A 17,036-nucleotide genomic window follows, 5' to 3' on the forward strand; every position below is an offset into this window, starting at 1 on the left:
TTTACCAGTTCGATTTCGAAAGCGCTTCTCATTCGACTCCCCCGTTATGCTTTCGTCACCGGAAGCAAGATTGTCGCGATAGCACCACCTTCTGGTTGATTATCGATAAATAGTTTTCCTTCATGTGCTTCAACGAGTTCACGGCAAATCGATAGACCCAGCCCGGTCCCACCTTTTCCTTTTTGGACTTGATAAAATTTCTCCGTGACATGACGTAAATGTTCTTTCGGGATTCCTGGTCCTTCGTCACTAAAGGATAAAAAGAGCACGCGTTCTGAACGGACGAGACGGATTGTAATTTCGCCACCTACGGGTGAAAAGCGAATCGCATTATCTAAGAGGTTCAAGAAGACTTGTTTCAGTCGATTCTCGTCGTAGAGACCGATGACTTGTGCTGGTAACTTCCGCACGATGGTGACTTCTTTTTCTTCGACCTTTTGACGCAGTTGGGCCGTGACGGCTTCGATGATTTCCGTCAAGTTGACTTCCTGACGGTATAAGACGAGGCGACTCGTCTCAAGCTTCGAAAAGTCGAGTAACTGTTCAACGAGTGAAATCAGTCGTTCCGTCTCCGAGTGGATGATGCCCATACCGAGCGAGGCTTCTTCCGGTAGACGCTCTTTCTCTGCGAGCAATGTCTCACTCCATCCTTTGATTGAAGTCAGCGGTGTCCGTAACTCATGTGATATCCCAGAAATAAATTCATCTTTCAACGTTTCTTGTTGCTTGATCTGTTGTCCCATGTAGTTGATCGTCCGCGCAAGTTCTCCCAGTTCGAACGTGTAGGCCTCATTCACTTTAACGTCGTAATGTTGCTTCGCGATTTGATCTGACGCCCCGATGACTTCTTGAATCGGTCGGACGATCGAGGAGACGAGTCGGGAAGAATAAATATAGGCGAGCCCCCAAATGAGGATTCCGAGCAAAAGGATTGCTAAACAAATCTCCATCACCCGTTGATCGATTTGATTGAGTGACGTCGTATAACGTAACGCCCCTGTCGTCTGTCCGAACGAGACGACGGGTTCTGTCACTTCAAGCAGATGTTCATCCGTTGCAGCATCATCATAACGCTTCGTTATTGTTTCCCCAGCTTGGAGTTGTGTAATCTCTTCGTTCACTAATTTTCGTTTTGAGATGAAGCCGGTCGACGAATAGCGGGGGACGCCCTTCGCATCCAGCACCTCAATCTCAGCATCTTCATACGCATAGGAATCGAGGACGTCATGAATCGTCGCATCTGAATCCATGTAGTCATATGCCAAGCCACTATTTGCGAATAGGACAGCGCTCGCATTCGCATGCCGCTTCAAGACGTCTGTCGCCGTCACATAATAATAGTTATAGGTCACAAACGATAAAATCCCGATGACGAGCAGAACGGTCACCGTAATAATCGTCATGAACCGCATCAATATCTGTCGTTTCATTTTTCGTTACGCCACTTGTAGCCATGTCCCCACAACGTTTCGATAAACTGTGGTTCAGCCGGGTTTTCTTCAATTTTTTGACGAAGACGACGAATGTTGACATCGACGGTTTTTCGATCGCCGAAATAGTTTTCTCCCCAGACGGCATCAAGCAATTCATCCCGTGACATGACTTGATCTTCATTTTTAATGAAATGACAAAGTAAATCGTACTCTGTCGGCGTCACTTCGACATCGACGCCTCCTTTTTGGACACGTTTCGCGCCAAGATCAATCCGGAATGGTCCTGAAATCAGCTCGCGTGGTTGCTTCCGACGACGTAACGTTTCGACGCGTCGTAACAACGATTGAATCCGAGCCAGTAATTCGGCCGGGCTAAACGGCTTCGCGATGTAATCGTCCGCCCCGACACTGAGCCCCATGACTTTGTCTTCCTCACGTGTCCGTGCTGTCAACATGATGATCCCGACGACTTCATCTTGCGCCCGTGCTTGCTCGCATACAGCAAATCCATCGACTTCAGGCATCATGATATCGAGTAACATAATATCGAATGTCTCTTGTTTAAATTGTTCTAACGCTTCTCGTCCATTTTCCGCTTCACTCACTTCATACCCTGCCCGTTTTAAATTAATGACGATGAAACTTCGAATCGCGTGTTCATCCTCAGCCACTAATATTTTTGTCATGTTCGCTTCCTCCTACTTCGACTCTATTCGACGAGCGTTACGTTCGCTGCGTACTCTTCATATGATTTTGTGACATCCACGACATAAACGTAGTCAATGCCTTCTTTGATTTTCTTTTTTTGCGGACTGGCAATGTACTGATTTTTCGGAATCACTTCGATTTCGAAATCGATTCCGTTCGTCTCCTGATTGATGAAGCGGATTCGATTATCTTTTTTATCAATCGTCTCTCGCGTCGCCCAGCGCGCCGGGAAGCGCATGACGAAATTGTATTCTAAATCGATGTATTGTTCTTCTCGGAGTTCAAATCCCGATTCGAGAAAAGGCGCCACGTCCAAGCCGTTCCATGTGTAATAGGCCGTGATACGCGGTTTATCCTCACCAATCGGACCACTGCTGTTTTTTGGTGTGTACTGGTGTGCAAACTCTACGATTCCATCTTTATCGACGTCTTTCGGATACGTATACATCGGTTCGATGATTTCTGCTTGATCGCCGAATGTATGCTGCACAAGCCGACCTTCGTCCAGTTGAAACAGCGCCACATGCATCGCGGCATCACGTGTAAAGGAAATGAGCAATCCTCTTTTTTTAGACACATCAATCGAATCAACTTCAAACAAATCATGATCCGCGAACAAGTCACCCTCTTTTGTCGTCAAAGACATCGCTTGGCGGTCAGATGGATTTAACACATCCTTGTAGTACATCACTTTTGCCGGTCGTCCTTTTTTCAAAAGAAGCATATCTTGTTGCTGATCTTGATTTAAGTCAGCAATCGTGACTCGATCGTATGTATCTACCTTCGTAATGTCTGCCGTTGGTTGAAGGAGATTTTTTAAGAGATAAACCGTGTTCGTCTCAAGATTCGATATACCAATCACTAATTGATTAGACGTTTTCATCGGATTCAACACAACATGCAGTTGGTCGATTGCCTTTCCTTCTGCAATCGGTCGTCGTACCTTTAATGACCAACTCTCTTGTTTACGCTCGTGAACCAATAAATGAATTTGGAAGTCTCCGTTCACTTCAGTCCGATAAAAGGTGACCGCTTCTTGATGACCGTCCTGATTCAGGTCGATCAATTCATATAACCGTGATATCGACTGGTTTCGGGGGGCGATGATTTCTGCTCGTTCCGGGAGGTCGTGCTCAATTTTTTCCTTTAATGCAGTCTCCCATTTCGGTAGGGTCGGATGCTGTAGTAAGGTCGCAGGGTGCGGCAGGCTCAGGCCACATCCTGCTAAATATAGGGTCGATAAAATAATGGCAACATATCTCATAGTGGTTGAATCCTTTCCATTCGTGCTCTAATCAAACTGTATCATACTCTTCCTAAGGAGAGTATATTGTCGAATAGGAGGCAACTTGATACGATAGAACAGATAATTGAAAGGGGCTTACACTGAATGGCTTACGAAATGATTGTGCTCGATCTTGATGATACATTGTTGACGAGCGACCATACGATTTCCAAAAAAACGAAACAGGCACTACTCGACGTACAACGTCGCGGAAAAAAAGTCGTCCTCGCGAGCGGACGACCTACTTATGCGATGACTGATTTAGCGAAGGAACTTGAACTCGAACGTTACGGAAGTTTTATCCTTAGTTTCAACGGTGCATCCATCATCAACTGTCAGACAAACGAATCACTGTTTTCGAGCACACTCAGCCCGGAAACGGTTCATGGGCTTTACGATTTAAGTCGTCGTGAAGGCATCTATATCCATACGTACGTCGGTCACGAAATTTTTACGGAGACACCGAACGAGTATACGACGCTCGAAGGTCAATTGACGGGAATGGACGTCATTACGGTACCGGACTTTAAAGCTTCCGTAACAGAGCCGGTCGTCAAATGTCTGATGCTTGCTGAAGAACAACGCTTAGCGGAAGTCGAACAACAACTCCAAGTCGAACTTGCGGGTCAACTCGCAGTCGCACGTTCTAAACCCTTCTTCCTTGAGTTCACAGAAGCTGGTGTGACGAAAGGTACGAGTTTGGAACTTCTCGCTCGTCACCTCGGTATTAAACAAGCAGACGTCATCGCCTGCGGGGACGGCAACAACGACTTATCGATGATTGAATGGGCAGGCCTCGGTGTTGCGATGGCAAATGCTGCCGATACCGTCAAAGAGCGTGCTCAGCATATGACGGCTTCAAACGATGAAGACGGCATCGCACTCGTCATCGAACAATTCATGATGGATTGAGTTTTCAGATGACGATGCGCTAACTACAAAAAAGCCGAATGTCTTCCCGCACTTAAAAGGGGGAAATCATTCGGCTTTTTTTAGTGAACCTCCTACCCAAAACAGAATTTCCTGTTCGTTTGTCAACCGTCTAATCCTGTTTAGGATATTTTCTGTTTCATGAGATACACCAATCAATCGGTTGGCGCCCTTGTTCTTCGAGCCACTGATTGACACGCGAGTAAGGCCGACTCCCCAAAAAACCACGGTTCGCCGATAACGGGCTCGGATGGACCGACTCCACTATCAGATGACGCGAGGTATCAATTAATACTTTCTTACTTTTTGCATGATTTCCCCAAAGAATAAACGCAATCGGTTCCTCCTGTGCACTGAGTACTTCGATCACTCGGTCAGTAAAGGCCTCCCAGCCCTTTTTAGCATGAGATCCGGCCTTCCCATCTTCGACCGTCAACGATGTATTCAAGAGGAACACCCCTTGATCCGACCACTTTTCGAGATTTCCAGTCGTTGGTTGCGTGCATCCTAAATCGGTTACAAGTTCTTTATACATGTTTCGTAACGACGGTGGAATCTTGACCCCGTCGTTCACGGAAAAGCTTAATCCGTTCGCTTGATTAGGTCCATGATAAGGGTCCTGTCCTAAAATGACGCATCGAACGGCTGACGGTGCAACCGCATCAAACGCATGAAAAATCCGATCCTTCTCCGGATAAACCGTTGTCTCTTGATAGGCCGATTGAACGAACGACCAAAGTTGTTGAAAATATTCTTTTTCTTTTTCTTCTTTTAAAATCGTTTGCCAAGCAGGATGCATACAACTTCACTCCTTTTTCGGTCTTAGGACCCTGTTTGTTTAGATGGGTTCTGCTATGATGGAAAATGAGGTGGATTAACAATGATTCAAACAACAGAACTATTCGGGTTACCGTTCGTCAATGCCACACCATCGACATGGTATACCCATATTAAAACAGTCTTACACGACAATGAAAAAGCTTTTCTTGTGACGGCAAATCCTGAGCTCGTTCTCCGCTCTTTGCGTGATCCGGAATACAACGCCATCCTGAAGAGGGCGACGTTCATCACACCAGACGGCATCGGTGTGACTGCAGCCAGTAAACGTCTAGGCAACCCGTTGCAGGCGACGCTTCCTGGAATTGAAACAGCACGGGAATTGTTGCGAACGGCTGACAATTTACACAAACGTGTCTTCTTACTCGGAGGTCGCCCGGAAGTCATGAAATCGTTGATTAAACAATTATCGATTCGTTTTCCGAATATCCAGTTCGTCGGGACGTTTCATGGATTCGGTAAGGATCAGGAAGCTGCTGACGCCATTCGCTCTGCACAGGCTGATTTAATCCTTGTCGCGCTCGGAGCACCCAAGCAGGAGCAATGGATTGCTTCCGTTTATGATCTCGTCGATCGCGGCATCTTCATCGGGGTCGGTGGTGCCTTCGATGTTTGGTCCGGTCATAGCAAACGAGCCCCTAAAGTGTTCCGCAAACTAAAACTAGAATGGCTTTACCGTATTTCGACACACCCTCGCGGTTTCGAGAAACTGAAGGACCTCGTTTTGTTTGCATTGCTTGTTCTACGTAAAAAATCACACATCTAATCAAAAAAATCCCTTCGTCCAGTCATTCGGACGAAGGGATTTTTTGAAACTTACGCGTTGACCGTTGAGAACGAACGACCTAGTTCTTTCGCTTTTGCGATTGCTTCTTCTTTGATTTCTTCTGCTTTTTCTGGGTTCATCGCCATACCTTCGATGAAGAGCGCGTCATATTCAGTCACACCTGTGAATGCGAGTGCTTGACGGAGATAATCGTCGCCGAAGTTCAAACCAGAACCTGTGTAAACGCCGCCTGTTGCTTGGATGTGGAGTGCTTTTTTGCCTTCCATCAATCCTTTTGGACCTTCAGCTGTGTAGGCAAATGTTTTTCCAGCAAGAAGGACGCTGTCGATGTACATTTTGAGTCGTGCCGGGAATGAGAAGTTCCACATTGGTGTAACGAAAACATACTCGTCAGCTGCCATGAACTGCTCGAGGTGTTTCGTCATTGTCCCGACTTTAGCGATTTCAACTTCTGAAAGCTCTTCGCCTGTCGCGAATTTGCCCCATGCGCTTAATACGTCTGTATCGATTTCTTGGACGTCTTCGCTGTAGAGGTTAAGTACTTCTACTTCTGCATTCGGGTTTGCTACTTTATAGCTTTCAAGGAACGCTTCACCTGTTTGAAGGCTGAACGAGTGTTCCGTAGATTTCGGGTTTACAGTTACATAAAGTAATTTAGTCATTTTTATTTCCCCTTTTTATTTAAAGTAATTTCTGTAACTAAACATACCAACATCATTTTCATTTGTCAATTAGTTTGATTTCAAAGTATTAACGGATCAAAGATAAACAAAAAAGATGCAATCCCACCTTTCGGTGACATTCCATCTAGATTGAATGGATCGGCTGGCATTACGCTTTTTCAGAATGCGTATAATTATCTGCCCGGTACCCGATTCGTTTGAGTTGATCGATCAATTGTTCTTTTTCGCTAACCGTCAAGTCGCTGAATAAGTCCGTCAAAAATGCTTCATGTTTCGGGAACGTTTCTTCCATCAATGCTTGACCTGCCTCAGTCAACGTACCGAATGTGACGCGACGGTCTGTCGGGCAAGATTTTCGTGCTAGTAGTCCACGATTTTCAAGTTTATCTACTACGTAAGTGACACTTCCACTCGTCAATAAAATCTTGTCGCCGATTTGCTGGAGCGGTGTATCGCCTTTATGATACAACAACTCAAGCACACCAAACTCTGAAGGATTCAATTGATGGGTCTTGATGTCTGCTTTTACTTGTTCCGTCACAGCATGCATCGTTCGCGATAAGACTACGAGCAATTTTAGTGCTAGTTTCGAATCTGTCGCTTCCATTTTACGTTCGCCCCTCTTTATCTTGATTCGCAAATAATCATAGTCCTCTTTTTTACATTGGTCAATTGCGGTCGAAATTCCCATGCCTTCTTCCTCTTGAAATTGTTCTTGCCGTGGAACGCGTTCCATAGTCTATCGTCATGGTATACACTACTAAGGAGGTCTTCTATATGTCGCTTCATACACGACTAAAACGTCTCTACAAATGGAACGTCGCCTTCGAACTTGCGATTGAGCAGCTCGGGACGCCGACCGGTTATTACCTTTGCAAACATACCTTGATTGAACAATATCCCCATTTAACACCGGCTGAAAAAATGAAGCTTCTCGAAAGAATTACGGAGCAAATCGAACGCTCTGATCCGTCGTCCGGACCGATCACGAAGCAACACTGGATTCAACTCGAACAACAACTATCTAGCTAAGGATGGGAGGGATTTTGAATGACGAACATTCGTGACTTGGCTTACGAAGCAAACGTTTCCGTGACGACGGTTTCACGCGTCCTCAACGATCATCCTTATGTCGCTGAAGAAAAGCGTCGTGCCGTCAAAGAAGCCATTTTAAAGCTCGGCTACATCAGAAATCAGACAGCTGTCCATCTCTCGACTGGACGGACGAAAACGATTGGCGTCATGCTACCGTTCGTCGACCATCCCTATCATGCCGCGATTCTTCAAGGAATCGCTAAAAGTGCCTTCGAGGACGCCTATCGTTTTTTAACGTGGCAAACGAACTATTTCGAAGAACATGAACGAACTGTTTTACGCGCGCTTGCGCAACGTGAAGTCGATGGTTTAATCATCGTCTCACACAGTCTTGCCGTCTCTGAAATTCTTTCGTACGAACAATACGGTCCAATTGTCTTTTGCGAGTTGCATGAATATGTCTCATCCGTCTATATCAATCATTACACTGCGTTTTGTAAAGGCTTGACGACACTCCAGCAACTCGGTCACCACCAGATTGGTATTTGCCTTGGACGGGCTGATAGTACGAATAGCCGCGCCCGCAAGCAAGCCTATCATGACCTCGTCGAACCTAATTCGAATGATTGGGTGTATGAGCAAACGTTGACGATTGAAGATGGCACCCGTGTCGCCGAACATTGGCTCAGTCAGAAACAGCGCCCTTCCGCTATCATGACGACGAGTGACCACGTCGCTGCCGGACTGATCATCGCGCTCAAAAAACGAGGGTACCGTATCCCGGAGGACCTATCTGTTATCGGGTTCGATGGCAGTGACCTCGCAGAAGTGCTCGATTTGACAACGATCGCGATTCCTTATGCGTTAATTGGTCAACAAGCTTTTTCGCTCGTAACGCGTGATGTCATGAATCAACCGTTACAAATCGAAATCCCGGCAACCCTTCGGATGGGGAATACTGCGGAACAGCTTCCCTTTGCTGATTGAGAATGAGAACTAAAACACCCGCTTCTTGTCTCGCACAAGAGCGGGTGTTTGTCTTGTTCTTATAAAGTTCCTGCCGCGACGTAACGCGATCCCCAATACCCACCGCGGAATGATTCTTTGACGACTTGACCATAATACGAGTTAGCATTGATCATCGTCGAACCATCGACTGCAATACCGACGTGCTGGATGCCACTGCCATGCGTGAAGAACACGAGATCTCCGGCTGCTGGTGCCGTCCGTTTCGTTGCTGCATATTGTGAGGCTGCCGTACGTGGTAAAGATTTACCGAGCGCACGGTAAACGTAACTTGTGAATCCAGAACAATCAAAGCTCGTCGGACCTGTTGCACCAAAGACATATGGACGTCCTTTCAATCCTTCAGCGACAGATACAATCGTCGCACCTGTTTTTGAGAGTCCCGCTGTTGCTTTTTTATTGTAGCTCTTCGTGTACATCGCAGCGATGTACGCTGTCTTACCTTGATAACGCAACCGATACCAGTTGTTTGAGGTTTTGCTCGTGACAGTGACTGACTGGCCGAGCTTCAGCTGACCGAGTTTCTTCCCACTGACCGTGGCTTTCGAACGGATATTCAACACATCGACTGAGACGACTACTTTTTTTGCCGATGCTGCTTTGGTTGCTTGTGGGACGGCACTCCAACTGCTAACGACTAATGTCACGAGTATAAATAAACGGATCCAGAGCGATACTTTCATCTTTTACTAATCCCCTTCTAAGTAAAGTTGACGGTTATGTAAAACGAATTAAATTGTCAGATAATTTCTGTTTTTATCCTATCATTTTGATTCCATCGCTCGTGTTACAGTTTATTGACAGGAACACCCTCCTGTAATACTTTTGTAATAAAATAAAAAAACAGGTTATAGAACGGCTTTATGAAGCCATTCTATAATTCCTGTTTCAGAGAGACTTTTGTTTGAAATCAATTAATCGATTGACTTCTTTTTCCGAAAACGTGCTAAGAACTCATAGACAATCGGGACGATGAGAAGTGTGAGTAACGTCGAACTCGTTAATCCACCAATGACCGTGACCCCAAGTCCTTTCGAAATCAACGCGCCTCCTTCTAGACCGAGGGCGAGTGGTGATAAGGCACCAATTGTTGCGAGTGCCGTCATCAAGATAGGACGAAGTCGTGTGCCTGCTGCATCGAGCAGGGCCTCACGTGTCGCCAGACCTTCATTTTCCTTATGAATGACACGGTCAATCAAGACGATTGCATTCGTGACAACGATTCCGATCAACATCAAGGCTCCGATTAGTGATGAAACCGAGATCGTTTCGCCAGTAATCAAGAGGGCGAGTAAACCACCGATGATTGCGAACGGAAGTGAGAACAAGATGACGAGCGGCGTCAATGCTCCACCGAATGTCACGACAAGAACGAGATAGACGATCGCGACTGCTGCTGCCATCGCAAGACCAAGTTGTGTGAACGATTCTTGAATCTGTTCCGTCACCCCGCCGACTTTGTAAGAAACACCTGTCGGAAGGTCAATTTTTTTGACTGCATCGTCAATTGCTTGTGATGCTTCCGTCGCTTTATCTGTTTTCAGTTCTGCTGTCACGGTTGTGACGAGTTTCCCGTCTCGTTCATTTAACGAGTCCGGTGTCGTGCCTTTTTCGGCAGAAACGAAATCAGATAACTTTTTAACACCGAGCGGCGTCGTGATATCAGCTGCTTCTAAGTCATCAATCGAGTCGTACGTCGTTTGTTCGTTCGGTACGATGACGTCCAATTCTTTACCATCTACTTTTATAGTAGAAAGTGGTTTTTCGACACCTTGCACGTTAGCGATTCCTTGCGCGAGCTGAGCTGTCGACACACCGAACTCGGCAGCTTTTTGTTGATCGACTTCAAACGTGTACTGCGTATATGAATCTTTTAAGTCGGTCGTTACCTTCCGAACGTATTTTGATTCACCTTCTATTGCTTTAACGAACTTCGGTGTGATCGTTTCTAGATCTTCGATTGAATTCGCGAAGACTGAATACGAAACACCCGATGAACCGGCACCACCACTGAAGTCCTGTTCTTTCCATTCTCCAGTCGGGATGGCTTCATTCAAGTCTTTCACTGCCTGTTGCTTCACGTCTGCGAAGTCCTCTGTATCTGGATCATACTGGGCGATGAAGACCGCTTGTTTCGTATTTCCCGGATTAAGTGGATTTTCGCCTCCGACTGTGAACTGGAGATTGTCGATATTCTTTTGTTTATCGAAATAAGCTTCTGCTTGATCCGCTGCCTCGAGCGAGTCATCAAGTGTTTGACCTGGTTTCGGATTATACGTCACATAAAACGTTTTTTCACTCTCTTGATTCAAGAAGTTGACCCCAATCGCCGGTACGAGAGCAAAGCTTCCGACAAGCATCAAGACTGCAAGACCGAAGACGATTAATTTATGGTTCAAGGACCAGTTCAACACGCCACGGTACCAGCTCGCTAATTTCCCGCCATCTTCTTTTTCCGGTTTCGGTGCTTTCCCACGTTTGAACAGTGAGTCAGCAAACATCGGTACGACTGTTACGGCAACAATCAGCGATGCGAATAATGCAAAGACAACTGTCAGTGCGAACGGCAGGAACAATTCACCAACAAATCCTGTTACGAACCCGAGTGGTAAGAAAACAGCAATCGTCACGATTGTCGATGATGCGACCGGAATGAACACTTCACGGGTTGCATCGATGATTAAGGCTTTACCTTTAAGTTTTTCGCCGGGATCCGTTAAGCGACGGTAAATATTTTCGATGACGACAATCGAATCATCGACGACACGACCGATTGCGACCGTCATCGCACCAAGTGTCATGATGTTCAACGAGATGTCCATCTGTTTCAAGACAAGAATCGCCATCAGTAACGACAACGGAATCGAAATGACTGCGATGATTGTCGATTTAAAGTTGCGTAAGAATAAAAGGATGATGATGATCGCAAATAATGCACCAATCAAGGCTTTACTGATCATCGTTGAGACAGACTCTTCAATCGGTTTTCCTTGGTCGAGTGTGACTGACGTTTTGACCGATCCGTTTTCTTTTTCAAAATCTTGAATCGTTTCTTTGACGGCAGTGACGACATCGACGGTATTCGCATCCTGTGATTTCGTCACTTGAATTCCGATTGAACGTTCACCGTTTGACCGCGAAATCGATTCTTCGATTCCTTTATCTTCTACTTTTGCGAGCTCAGACAATTTAACAGTCGGGACTTGTGTTGGTGTTGGCGCTTGTCCTTCTGTTGGCGCTTGTCCTTCTGTTGGCGCTTGAGGCGTCGTCGGTGCTTGTGAAGGAGCTGCCGGTGTATCGCTCGCTGCCTGTTGCGGCGTATAAGGCAAACGAAGATTTTTTAATTCTGTGACCGTCGTAGCTTTTCCATCAAGCACAACAGCTTGCTCTTTATCACCAAGCTCGTATAAGCCGAGTGCTAAACGCGAATCATTCGCTTGAATCAGTTGCTTGACGTTATCTTCTGTCAATCCATATTGCTGTAGCTTTTCATCATCGAATCGAATTTCAATCCGACGAATCTCTTGCCCAGCGATTTGAACCGTTTGAGCGCCTTCGATTCCTTCAAGCTTCGGTTGAAGTTCTGTCTCGACGAGCTTCGTCAACTCGGAGAGCGAACGTTTTTCATCTGATACTGCGAAACCGACAACGGGGAAAGCATCGAATGAAATCCGTGAGACATTTGGTTCTTGCGCGCCTTCTGGTAATTCAACATTTGCTAATGCTTCTTTGACTTGTTGTTCTGCTTCATCCATATCCGTACTGAAGCTGTAGTCGATTTGTAGATTTGAGGCGTTTTGGAAAGATGTCGATCGGACCGTCTCGACGCCTCCTAGATTTTCGACCTTACTTTCGAGTTCTCGACTGACTTCATCAAGGACTTGTTCAGGCGTCGCCCCTGGATAAATCGTCGTTACCGAAACAGTCGGTGTCGTAATGTCTGGTAGCGTTTCGAGTTTCATCGTCGTTCCTGCATAAATCCCAGCGACGGTGATGATGATCGTCAGCAACCAAAGAGCAAATTTATTATTCACTGAAAATTGAATGATACGCTTCATGGTAATTATTCGCCTTCTCTCTGTTTTTTATTTCATGTTTACTCATTATCTGAAGCTTGGTCGATTTCGCGCGCCCGCTTTAATAGACGCTCGACCAATTGTTGACGCTCTGCTTTTGACGGCTGAGCGAACTTAAAGTGCTCCGACATTTTCAATCCATCTAATACGAATCGAATCATCATCGCTTCGACCGGATCAGCGCTCTCCATCAATTGATTAAAGAACTGATTAACTTGCTTTTTTCGTTCTTCGACAAACGCTTCATTTTCTTTCAAGAACGATAACAAAAACAAGACTGTATCGATATCCAAGTGAAACTCTTCCTCGTGATTCGCTTGTAACGTGACGAACGCTTCCATCTGACCTAAACCTTGATCCAGATATTCTTGATACTGCTTAAACTGACGGGCTTCTTGCTCTTCAATCACACCCATCAGCAGCTCTTCTTTAGAAGCAAAATGGTACAATAAGCCACCCTTAGAAACATTCGCTTGTTTCGCGACTTCTTCTAACGTCAATTGCGGAAACCCACGGCTCATCATGACTTGAACAGTCGCGTCAGTGATTCGTCGTCTCGTTTCTAACGCTTTCGCACTAACCATATGTTACCTCCTCCCTTTTACTGTACCGTCCAGACGGTTTCTTTCTTCACTATACGAATTTTCATTTGATAATGCAACCGTCAATGCATGTTTCACGTGAAACGTTTTCAATTTTTACGAAAAAAGACACATTCTCGTCTGAACCGTGACGGAATATGCCTAAAGTCGTTCGATTTACGCTTCGCGTGCACTCTCACTTAGTGCCGCTCGCATTATTTTCTTCAATTCATGCGTACGTAACACTTGAACCCCACGATCAGTTGGTCCACCCTCCGCAGCGACATCATCAATCAATGCCTCAGTCGGTCGATCGTCTTGAAGCAAAAGTTCGGCCGACCCTTTCATTGCTTGGGCGATGATACGACGCGCCTGTTGTGTTTCAAATCCGGCTTCCGTCAAAACAGGAGTCATTGCGCCCACAATTTCATAGAAGAAAGCCGGACTGCAGCCAGCTGCTGCCATTAAAAACGGCATAGTCGTTTCATCCGTTTCTACTACCTCACCGACGCGTAGAAAAAGTTCCTTCGCCAATTGTTTGTGTTCCATCACTACTTGATGACCGAACCAAAGTCCTGTCATCCCTGTCCGAAAAGCAACCGGTGTATTCGGCATCGCACAGACCGCACCGCAACCTGATATCTGTTCAATTTCATCCGGTGTGATATGTGCTGCGACAGAAACAAGCAGTTGATTCGTCCACTCATGACGCTCTACGTATTCCAGTACGCCGTCAGGTTGCATGGCTAAGACGACGATATCGAATGACTCGATATTCTCTTCTTCAATGATTTGAACACCATGTTCATTAGCGAGCTCTGATAAACGCTTACGATCTGCACGATTCGTCATCGTAATTGATTCGGGCGCAATTCCTGAATCAATCCATCCTTTGACCAACGATTCACTCATCGATCCTGCACCAACCATTAAAATGTTCATACCGTTCCTCCCACAACAAAAAAGGACCTGTTGTGCCAGGTCCTTTTCGTATTTTCCTTTTTAATTATACACGAAGTTCCAAGTCTTCGACAGCGACGACACGAAGCCCTTTTTCGTTCAATTTCTTCACGATTTTATTTTTTGTTTTCTCATCACAATCAAGAGGAAGGGTAATGAGAACACGACGCATGACACTACTTTTGGCATCAAGTGTCATAAGACTAGCAACCGTCGAGTACTTGTTAACGATTTTTGCGATTTTTTCTAGAGCACCTTTTTGTTCACTCAGTGCGACCGTCAACACATAGCTTCCTGAATCACGATTCCATGCCTCTTCTAACATCCCAAGCATTTTCCCGTGCGGTAAAATACCAAAGAATTGACCGTCATCATTTAGTACGGCGATGTATGGTAATTCTTTGATCGAAAAGAAGACTTCAAAGAAATTGCTTGCTGTATAGATGAATTTTGATGTGTTCTTAATGAGTGTCATGACATTGTCATCTAAACTGCCACCATTCATCCCATGGCGATAAATATGCATTTTATAGATATTCCCTTTAAATTCTTGACCTGACTGGTCGAGTACAGGTACGCAACGATATCCTGTATCTTCTAACGTCTTTAACGCTTCACGAAGCGTTGCCGTCTCTGAAATCTTGATACATTGGTGTTTTGGTATACATAAACTTTGCACGAGCATACAAAACGTCCTCCTCTATTTCACTTTGTGTTGTAACCTACTTCTTCATCTTTTGTACTTATTCGTTCTGTTATTCATTTTTCCTGCTTCTCTTCTATTCCCTACTATTACAATAACAAAAACACAGATGAAACCCATTGAATCCAAAGAAAATAACATTAAAAAATGTTTATTCAGACTATTTATTAATTTATCAACCCTATTAACTTTAAGTTTTATTAAGTTTTCGTAAACGCGGTACATAGTTGTATTCTTTTACAATAACGTCTGATACAATCGAACTCGTGAAGTTACTTCACTATTCTATTCTTGTTCTTAATATGGAGGCAGAAGAAATGTTTAGTAAAAAACAAGATCCATTCGCAGTGAAATTATCCGAGATTGCAGGGCACTTGCAACAGACGTCACAGTTTTTCGTTGATTTCAAAATCAATGGTATTGCAGACGTTAAAGAATTCGCGCATAAAGTCAAAGACTTTGAAACGGCTGGTGACGACTTGATGCACCAACTGATCATCGACTTGAACAATGCGTTCATCACACCGATTGATCGCGAAGACTTGCTTGCACTCGCGAACTCACTGGATGATGTACTCGATGGATTTGAAGAATGTTCCGCGATTTTCGAGATTTATAACATCGTCCGTGCCGACGAACATATGATTAAATTCGTCGATGAGATTCATATCGCCGTCAACGAACTCGCTTTAGCGATGGACCTTCTTGTCGCACGTAAGCTTCAACCGATGCGTGAACATGTCATCAAAGTAAAAGAACAAGAAACGATTTGTGATGACTTACGTCGTAAATCAATCAAAGCATTGTTCGCGACTGAAACTGATCCAATTAAAATCATTCAATATAAAGAAATCTATGAATCGCTCGAATCAATCGCCGATTACTGCCAAGACGCAGCAAACGTCATTGAAACGATCATCATGAAAAACGCATAAGTGAGGAGCTAACGAGATGGATAGTCTGTTTATCATCACCGCTATAATCGTGATTCTCGCACTTGGCTTCGATTTCATTAATGGTTTCCACGATACGGCGAACTCGATTGCGACTTCGGTGTCGACTCGTGCATTGAAACCACGTCACGCCATCATTCTTGCTGCGACGATGAACTTTTTAGGGGCAATCACATTTACTGGAGTCGCTAAGACGATTTCCGGGGACATTGTTGACCCATCGACACTAGAACACGGAAGTTATGTCGTCATCGCTGCTCTCCTCTCTGCGATTGCTTGGAATCTATTGACGTGGTACTTCGGTATTCCGTCCAGTTCTTCGCATACGTTGATTGGTTCGATTGCCGGTGCTGCCATTGCTTCAGTCGGATTCGGTGGAATCGAGACAAAAGGCTTCTTAAAAATCGTCCAAGCCTTATTGATTTCGCCAATCCTTGCTTTTACGCTCGGTTTTCTCGTCTACGGCATTTTTAAAGTAGTTTTCAAAAAAGGGAATTTGGCGAAGACGAATCGTCGCTTCCGTCATATGCAGATTGCGACTGCAGCCCTTCAATCGTATACACACGGAACGAATGATGCGCAAAAAGCGATGGGGATCATCACCCTCGCCTTGATTTCTTCTGGTTTCCAGACTGATCATGATGTGGCCCTTTGGGTAAAACTCTCTTGTGCCATCGCGATGGGACTCGGGACATCTGTCGGTGGATGGCGGATCATCAAAACAGTTGGTGGTCAAATCATGAAGATTCGTCCTGTCAACGGCGTAGCGGCTGACTTGACGTCTGCTGCGATCATCTTTGGTGCGACGGCGATTCATCTTCCTGTATCAACAACGCATGTGATTTCCTCTGCCATCATGGGTGTCGGAACATCACACCGCAAAAAAGGCGTTAAATGGGGTACGGCTAAACGAATGCTGATTACATGGGTCATCACGTTACCGATTTCGATGGCATTCGCCGCTCTGATTTATACGATTCTTGATTTTCTTTTCATTAAATAATCTCATCCCCCACTCGTTCATTTGAGGTGGGGGTTT

The 17,036-nt window shown here is 45.2% G+C and carries 17 protein-coding genes; 6 read left to right on the forward strand and 11 right to left on the reverse strand.

Going from position 1 to position 17,036, the window contains the following annotated elements; genetic code table 11:
- Window positions 1-44: 44 nt before the first annotated feature.
- Genes AC0VYQ_RS14665 through AC0VYQ_RS14675 form a run of 3 tightly spaced genes read right to left on the reverse strand, consistent with a single transcriptional unit; the run spans window position 45 to window position 3,405 of the window.
- Window positions 45-1,430, reverse strand: coding sequence for a sensor histidine kinase (locus tag AC0VYQ_RS14665; protein WP_088838163.1), 1,386 nt, complete (start codon window positions 1,428-1,430; stop codon window positions 45-47).
- Window positions 1,427-2,119, reverse strand: a complete 693-nt coding sequence (locus AC0VYQ_RS14670) for a response regulator transcription factor (protein WP_088838164.1) — start codon at window positions 2,117-2,119, stop codon at window positions 1,427-1,429. Before AC0VYQ_RS14670 ends, AC0VYQ_RS14665 begins: the two co-directional genes overlap by 4 nt.
- Before the next feature lie 23 nt (window positions 2,120-2,142).
- Window positions 2,143-3,405 carry a hypothetical protein gene (locus tag AC0VYQ_RS14675; RefSeq protein WP_475403884.1) on the reverse strand — a complete coding sequence of 421 codons (1,263 nt, stop codon included), beginning with the start codon at window positions 3,403-3,405 and terminating at the stop codon, window positions 2,143-2,145.
- 126 nt (window positions 3,406-3,531) lie between these two features.
- On the opposite strand from AC0VYQ_RS14675, the gene AC0VYQ_RS14680 reads away from it, so the two are divergent.
- Window positions 3,532-4,338: a Cof-type HAD-IIB family hydrolase gene (locus AC0VYQ_RS14680; protein WP_214766381.1), complete on the forward strand. Its 807-nt coding sequence runs from the start codon at window positions 3,532-3,534 to the stop codon at window positions 4,336-4,338.
- Window positions 4,339-4,495: 157 nt separating this feature from the next.
- Here the strand turns inward: AC0VYQ_RS14680 and AC0VYQ_RS14685 are convergent, their stop codons facing one another.
- Window positions 4,496-5,155 carry a uracil-DNA glycosylase gene (locus AC0VYQ_RS14685; RefSeq protein ID WP_475403885.1) on the reverse strand — a complete coding sequence of 220 codons (660 nt, stop codon included), beginning with the start codon at window positions 5,153-5,155 and terminating at the stop codon, window positions 4,496-4,498.
- An 81-nt stretch (window positions 5,156-5,236) separates the two neighbouring features.
- On the opposite strand from AC0VYQ_RS14685, the gene AC0VYQ_RS14690 reads away from it, so the two are divergent.
- Entirely contained in the window at window positions 5,237-5,959 is a 723-nt protein-coding gene (locus tag AC0VYQ_RS14690) for a WecB/TagA/CpsF family glycosyltransferase (protein WP_214805283.1), read from the forward strand.
- A gap of 50 nt (window positions 5,960-6,009) precedes the next feature.
- Here the strand turns inward: AC0VYQ_RS14690 and AC0VYQ_RS14695 are convergent, their stop codons facing one another.
- Entirely contained in the window at window positions 6,010-6,642 is a 633-nt protein-coding gene (locus AC0VYQ_RS14695; protein WP_475403886.1) for an NAD(P)H-dependent oxidoreductase, read from the reverse strand.
- A gap of 169 nt (window positions 6,643-6,811) precedes the next feature.
- Window positions 6,812-7,270 (reverse strand): MarR family winged helix-turn-helix transcriptional regulator, encoded by a 459-nt coding sequence (locus tag AC0VYQ_RS14700; RefSeq protein ID WP_214893399.1) that lies wholly within the window; start codon window positions 7,268-7,270, stop codon window positions 6,812-6,814.
- Window positions 7,271-7,440: 170 nt separating this feature from the next.
- On the opposite strand from AC0VYQ_RS14700, the gene AC0VYQ_RS14705 reads away from it, so the two are divergent.
- Together AC0VYQ_RS14705 and AC0VYQ_RS14710 are read left to right on the forward strand one after the other, a co-directional pair.
- Window positions 7,441-7,695 (forward strand): hypothetical protein, encoded by a 255-nt coding sequence (locus AC0VYQ_RS14705; protein ID WP_475403887.1) that lies wholly within the window; start codon window positions 7,441-7,443, stop codon window positions 7,693-7,695.
- Between the two features lie 18 nt (window positions 7,696-7,713).
- The gene (locus tag AC0VYQ_RS14710; RefSeq protein ID WP_475403888.1) at window positions 7,714-8,685 is read left to right on the forward strand and encodes a LacI family DNA-binding transcriptional regulator; all 972 of its coding nucleotides are present in this window, start codon (window positions 7,714-7,716) and stop codon (window positions 8,683-8,685) included.
- Window positions 8,686-8,744: 59 nt separating this feature from the next.
- Here the strand turns inward: AC0VYQ_RS14710 and AC0VYQ_RS14715 are convergent, their stop codons facing one another.
- The 5 genes from AC0VYQ_RS14715 to cbpA all read right to left on the reverse strand — a co-directional run bounded on the left by AC0VYQ_RS14715 (window position 8,745) and on the right by cbpA (window position 15,026).
- The gene (locus AC0VYQ_RS14715; RefSeq protein ID WP_475403889.1) at window positions 8,745-9,407 is read right to left on the reverse strand and encodes a C40 family peptidase; all 663 of its coding nucleotides are present in this window, start codon (window positions 9,405-9,407) and stop codon (window positions 8,745-8,747) included.
- 231 nt (window positions 9,408-9,638) lie between these two features.
- Window positions 9,639-12,782 (reverse strand): efflux RND transporter permease subunit, encoded by a 3,144-nt coding sequence (locus tag AC0VYQ_RS14720; protein ID WP_475403890.1) that lies wholly within the window; start codon window positions 12,780-12,782, stop codon window positions 9,639-9,641.
- Between the two features lie 38 nt (window positions 12,783-12,820).
- Window positions 12,821-13,384 (reverse strand): TetR/AcrR family transcriptional regulator, encoded by a 564-nt coding sequence (locus AC0VYQ_RS14725; RefSeq protein WP_475403891.1) that lies wholly within the window; start codon window positions 13,382-13,384, stop codon window positions 12,821-12,823.
- A gap of 174 nt (window positions 13,385-13,558) precedes the next feature.
- Window positions 13,559-14,323 carry a pyrroline-5-carboxylate reductase family protein gene (locus tag AC0VYQ_RS14730; RefSeq protein WP_214893319.1) on the reverse strand — a complete coding sequence of 255 codons (765 nt, stop codon included), beginning with the start codon at window positions 14,321-14,323 and terminating at the stop codon, window positions 13,559-13,561.
- Between the two features lie 64 nt (window positions 14,324-14,387).
- On the reverse strand, window positions 14,388-15,026 hold the full coding sequence (cbpA, locus tag AC0VYQ_RS14735; RefSeq protein WP_214893317.1) for a cyclic di-AMP binding protein CbpA: 639 nt from the start codon (window positions 15,024-15,026) through the stop codon (window positions 14,388-14,390).
- A gap of 335 nt (window positions 15,027-15,361) precedes the next feature.
- Between cbpA and AC0VYQ_RS14740 the strand changes: the two genes are divergently transcribed.
- Together AC0VYQ_RS14740 and AC0VYQ_RS14745 are read left to right on the forward strand one after the other, a co-directional pair.
- On the forward strand, window positions 15,362-15,979 hold the full coding sequence (locus AC0VYQ_RS14740) for a DUF47 domain-containing protein (protein WP_029332023.1): 618 nt from the start codon (window positions 15,362-15,364) through the stop codon (window positions 15,977-15,979).
- A 16-nt stretch (window positions 15,980-15,995) separates the two neighbouring features.
- A complete protein-coding gene (locus AC0VYQ_RS14745; RefSeq protein ID WP_029332024.1) occupies window positions 15,996-17,000 on the forward strand; it encodes an inorganic phosphate transporter in 1,005 nt (334 codons plus the stop codon).
- Window positions 17,001-17,036 lie beyond the last annotated feature (36 nt).

It is taken from the genome of Exiguobacterium sp. QJM3NY_9 (assembly GCF_056173545.1).

Coding starts and splice junctions, on each gene's coding strand:
- AC0VYQ_RS14665 (WP_088838163.1), bottom strand. CDS start 1,430: ATGAAACGACAGATATTGATGCGGTTCATGACGATTATTACGGTGACC.
- AC0VYQ_RS14670 (WP_088838164.1), bottom strand. CDS start 2,119: ATGACAAAAATATTAGTGGCTGAGGATGAACACGCGATTCGAAGTTTC.
- AC0VYQ_RS14675 (WP_475403884.1), bottom strand. CDS start 3,405: ATGAGATATGTTGCCATTATTTTATCGACCCTATATTTAGCAGGATGT.
- AC0VYQ_RS14680 (WP_214766381.1), top strand. CDS start 3,532: ATGGCTTACGAAATGATTGTGCTCGATCTTGATGATACATTGTTGACG.
- AC0VYQ_RS14685 (WP_475403885.1), bottom strand. CDS start 5,155: ATGCATCCTGCTTGGCAAACGATTTTAAAAGAAGAAAAAGAAAAAGAA.
- AC0VYQ_RS14690 (WP_214805283.1), top strand. CDS start 5,237: ATGATTCAAACAACAGAACTATTCGGGTTACCGTTCGTCAATGCCACA.
- AC0VYQ_RS14695 (WP_475403886.1), bottom strand. CDS start 6,642: ATGACTAAATTACTTTATGTAACTGTAAACCCGAAATCTACGGAACAC.
- AC0VYQ_RS14700 (WP_214893399.1), bottom strand. CDS start 7,270: ATGGAAGCGACAGATTCGAAACTAGCACTAAAATTGCTCGTAGTCTTA.
- AC0VYQ_RS14705 (WP_475403887.1), top strand. CDS start 7,441: ATGTCGCTTCATACACGACTAAAACGTCTCTACAAATGGAACGTCGCC.
- AC0VYQ_RS14710 (WP_475403888.1), top strand. CDS start 7,714: ATGACGAACATTCGTGACTTGGCTTACGAAGCAAACGTTTCCGTGACG.
- AC0VYQ_RS14715 (WP_475403889.1), bottom strand. CDS start 9,407: ATGAAAGTATCGCTCTGGATCCGTTTATTTATACTCGTGACATTAGTC.
- AC0VYQ_RS14720 (WP_475403890.1), bottom strand. CDS start 12,782: ATGAAGCGTATCATTCAATTTTCAGTGAATAATAAATTTGCTCTTTGG.
- AC0VYQ_RS14725 (WP_475403891.1), bottom strand. CDS start 13,384: ATGGTTAGTGCGAAAGCGTTAGAAACGAGACGACGAATCACTGACGCG.
- AC0VYQ_RS14730 (WP_214893319.1), bottom strand. CDS start 14,323: ATGAACATTTTAATGGTTGGTGCAGGATCGATGAGTGAATCGTTGGTC.
- cbpA (WP_214893317.1), bottom strand. CDS start 15,026: ATGCTCGTGCAAAGTTTATGTATACCAAAACACCAATGTATCAAGATT.
- AC0VYQ_RS14740 (WP_029332023.1), top strand. CDS start 15,362: ATGTTTAGTAAAAAACAAGATCCATTCGCAGTGAAATTATCCGAGATT.
- AC0VYQ_RS14745 (WP_029332024.1), top strand. CDS start 15,996: ATGGATAGTCTGTTTATCATCACCGCTATAATCGTGATTCTCGCACTT.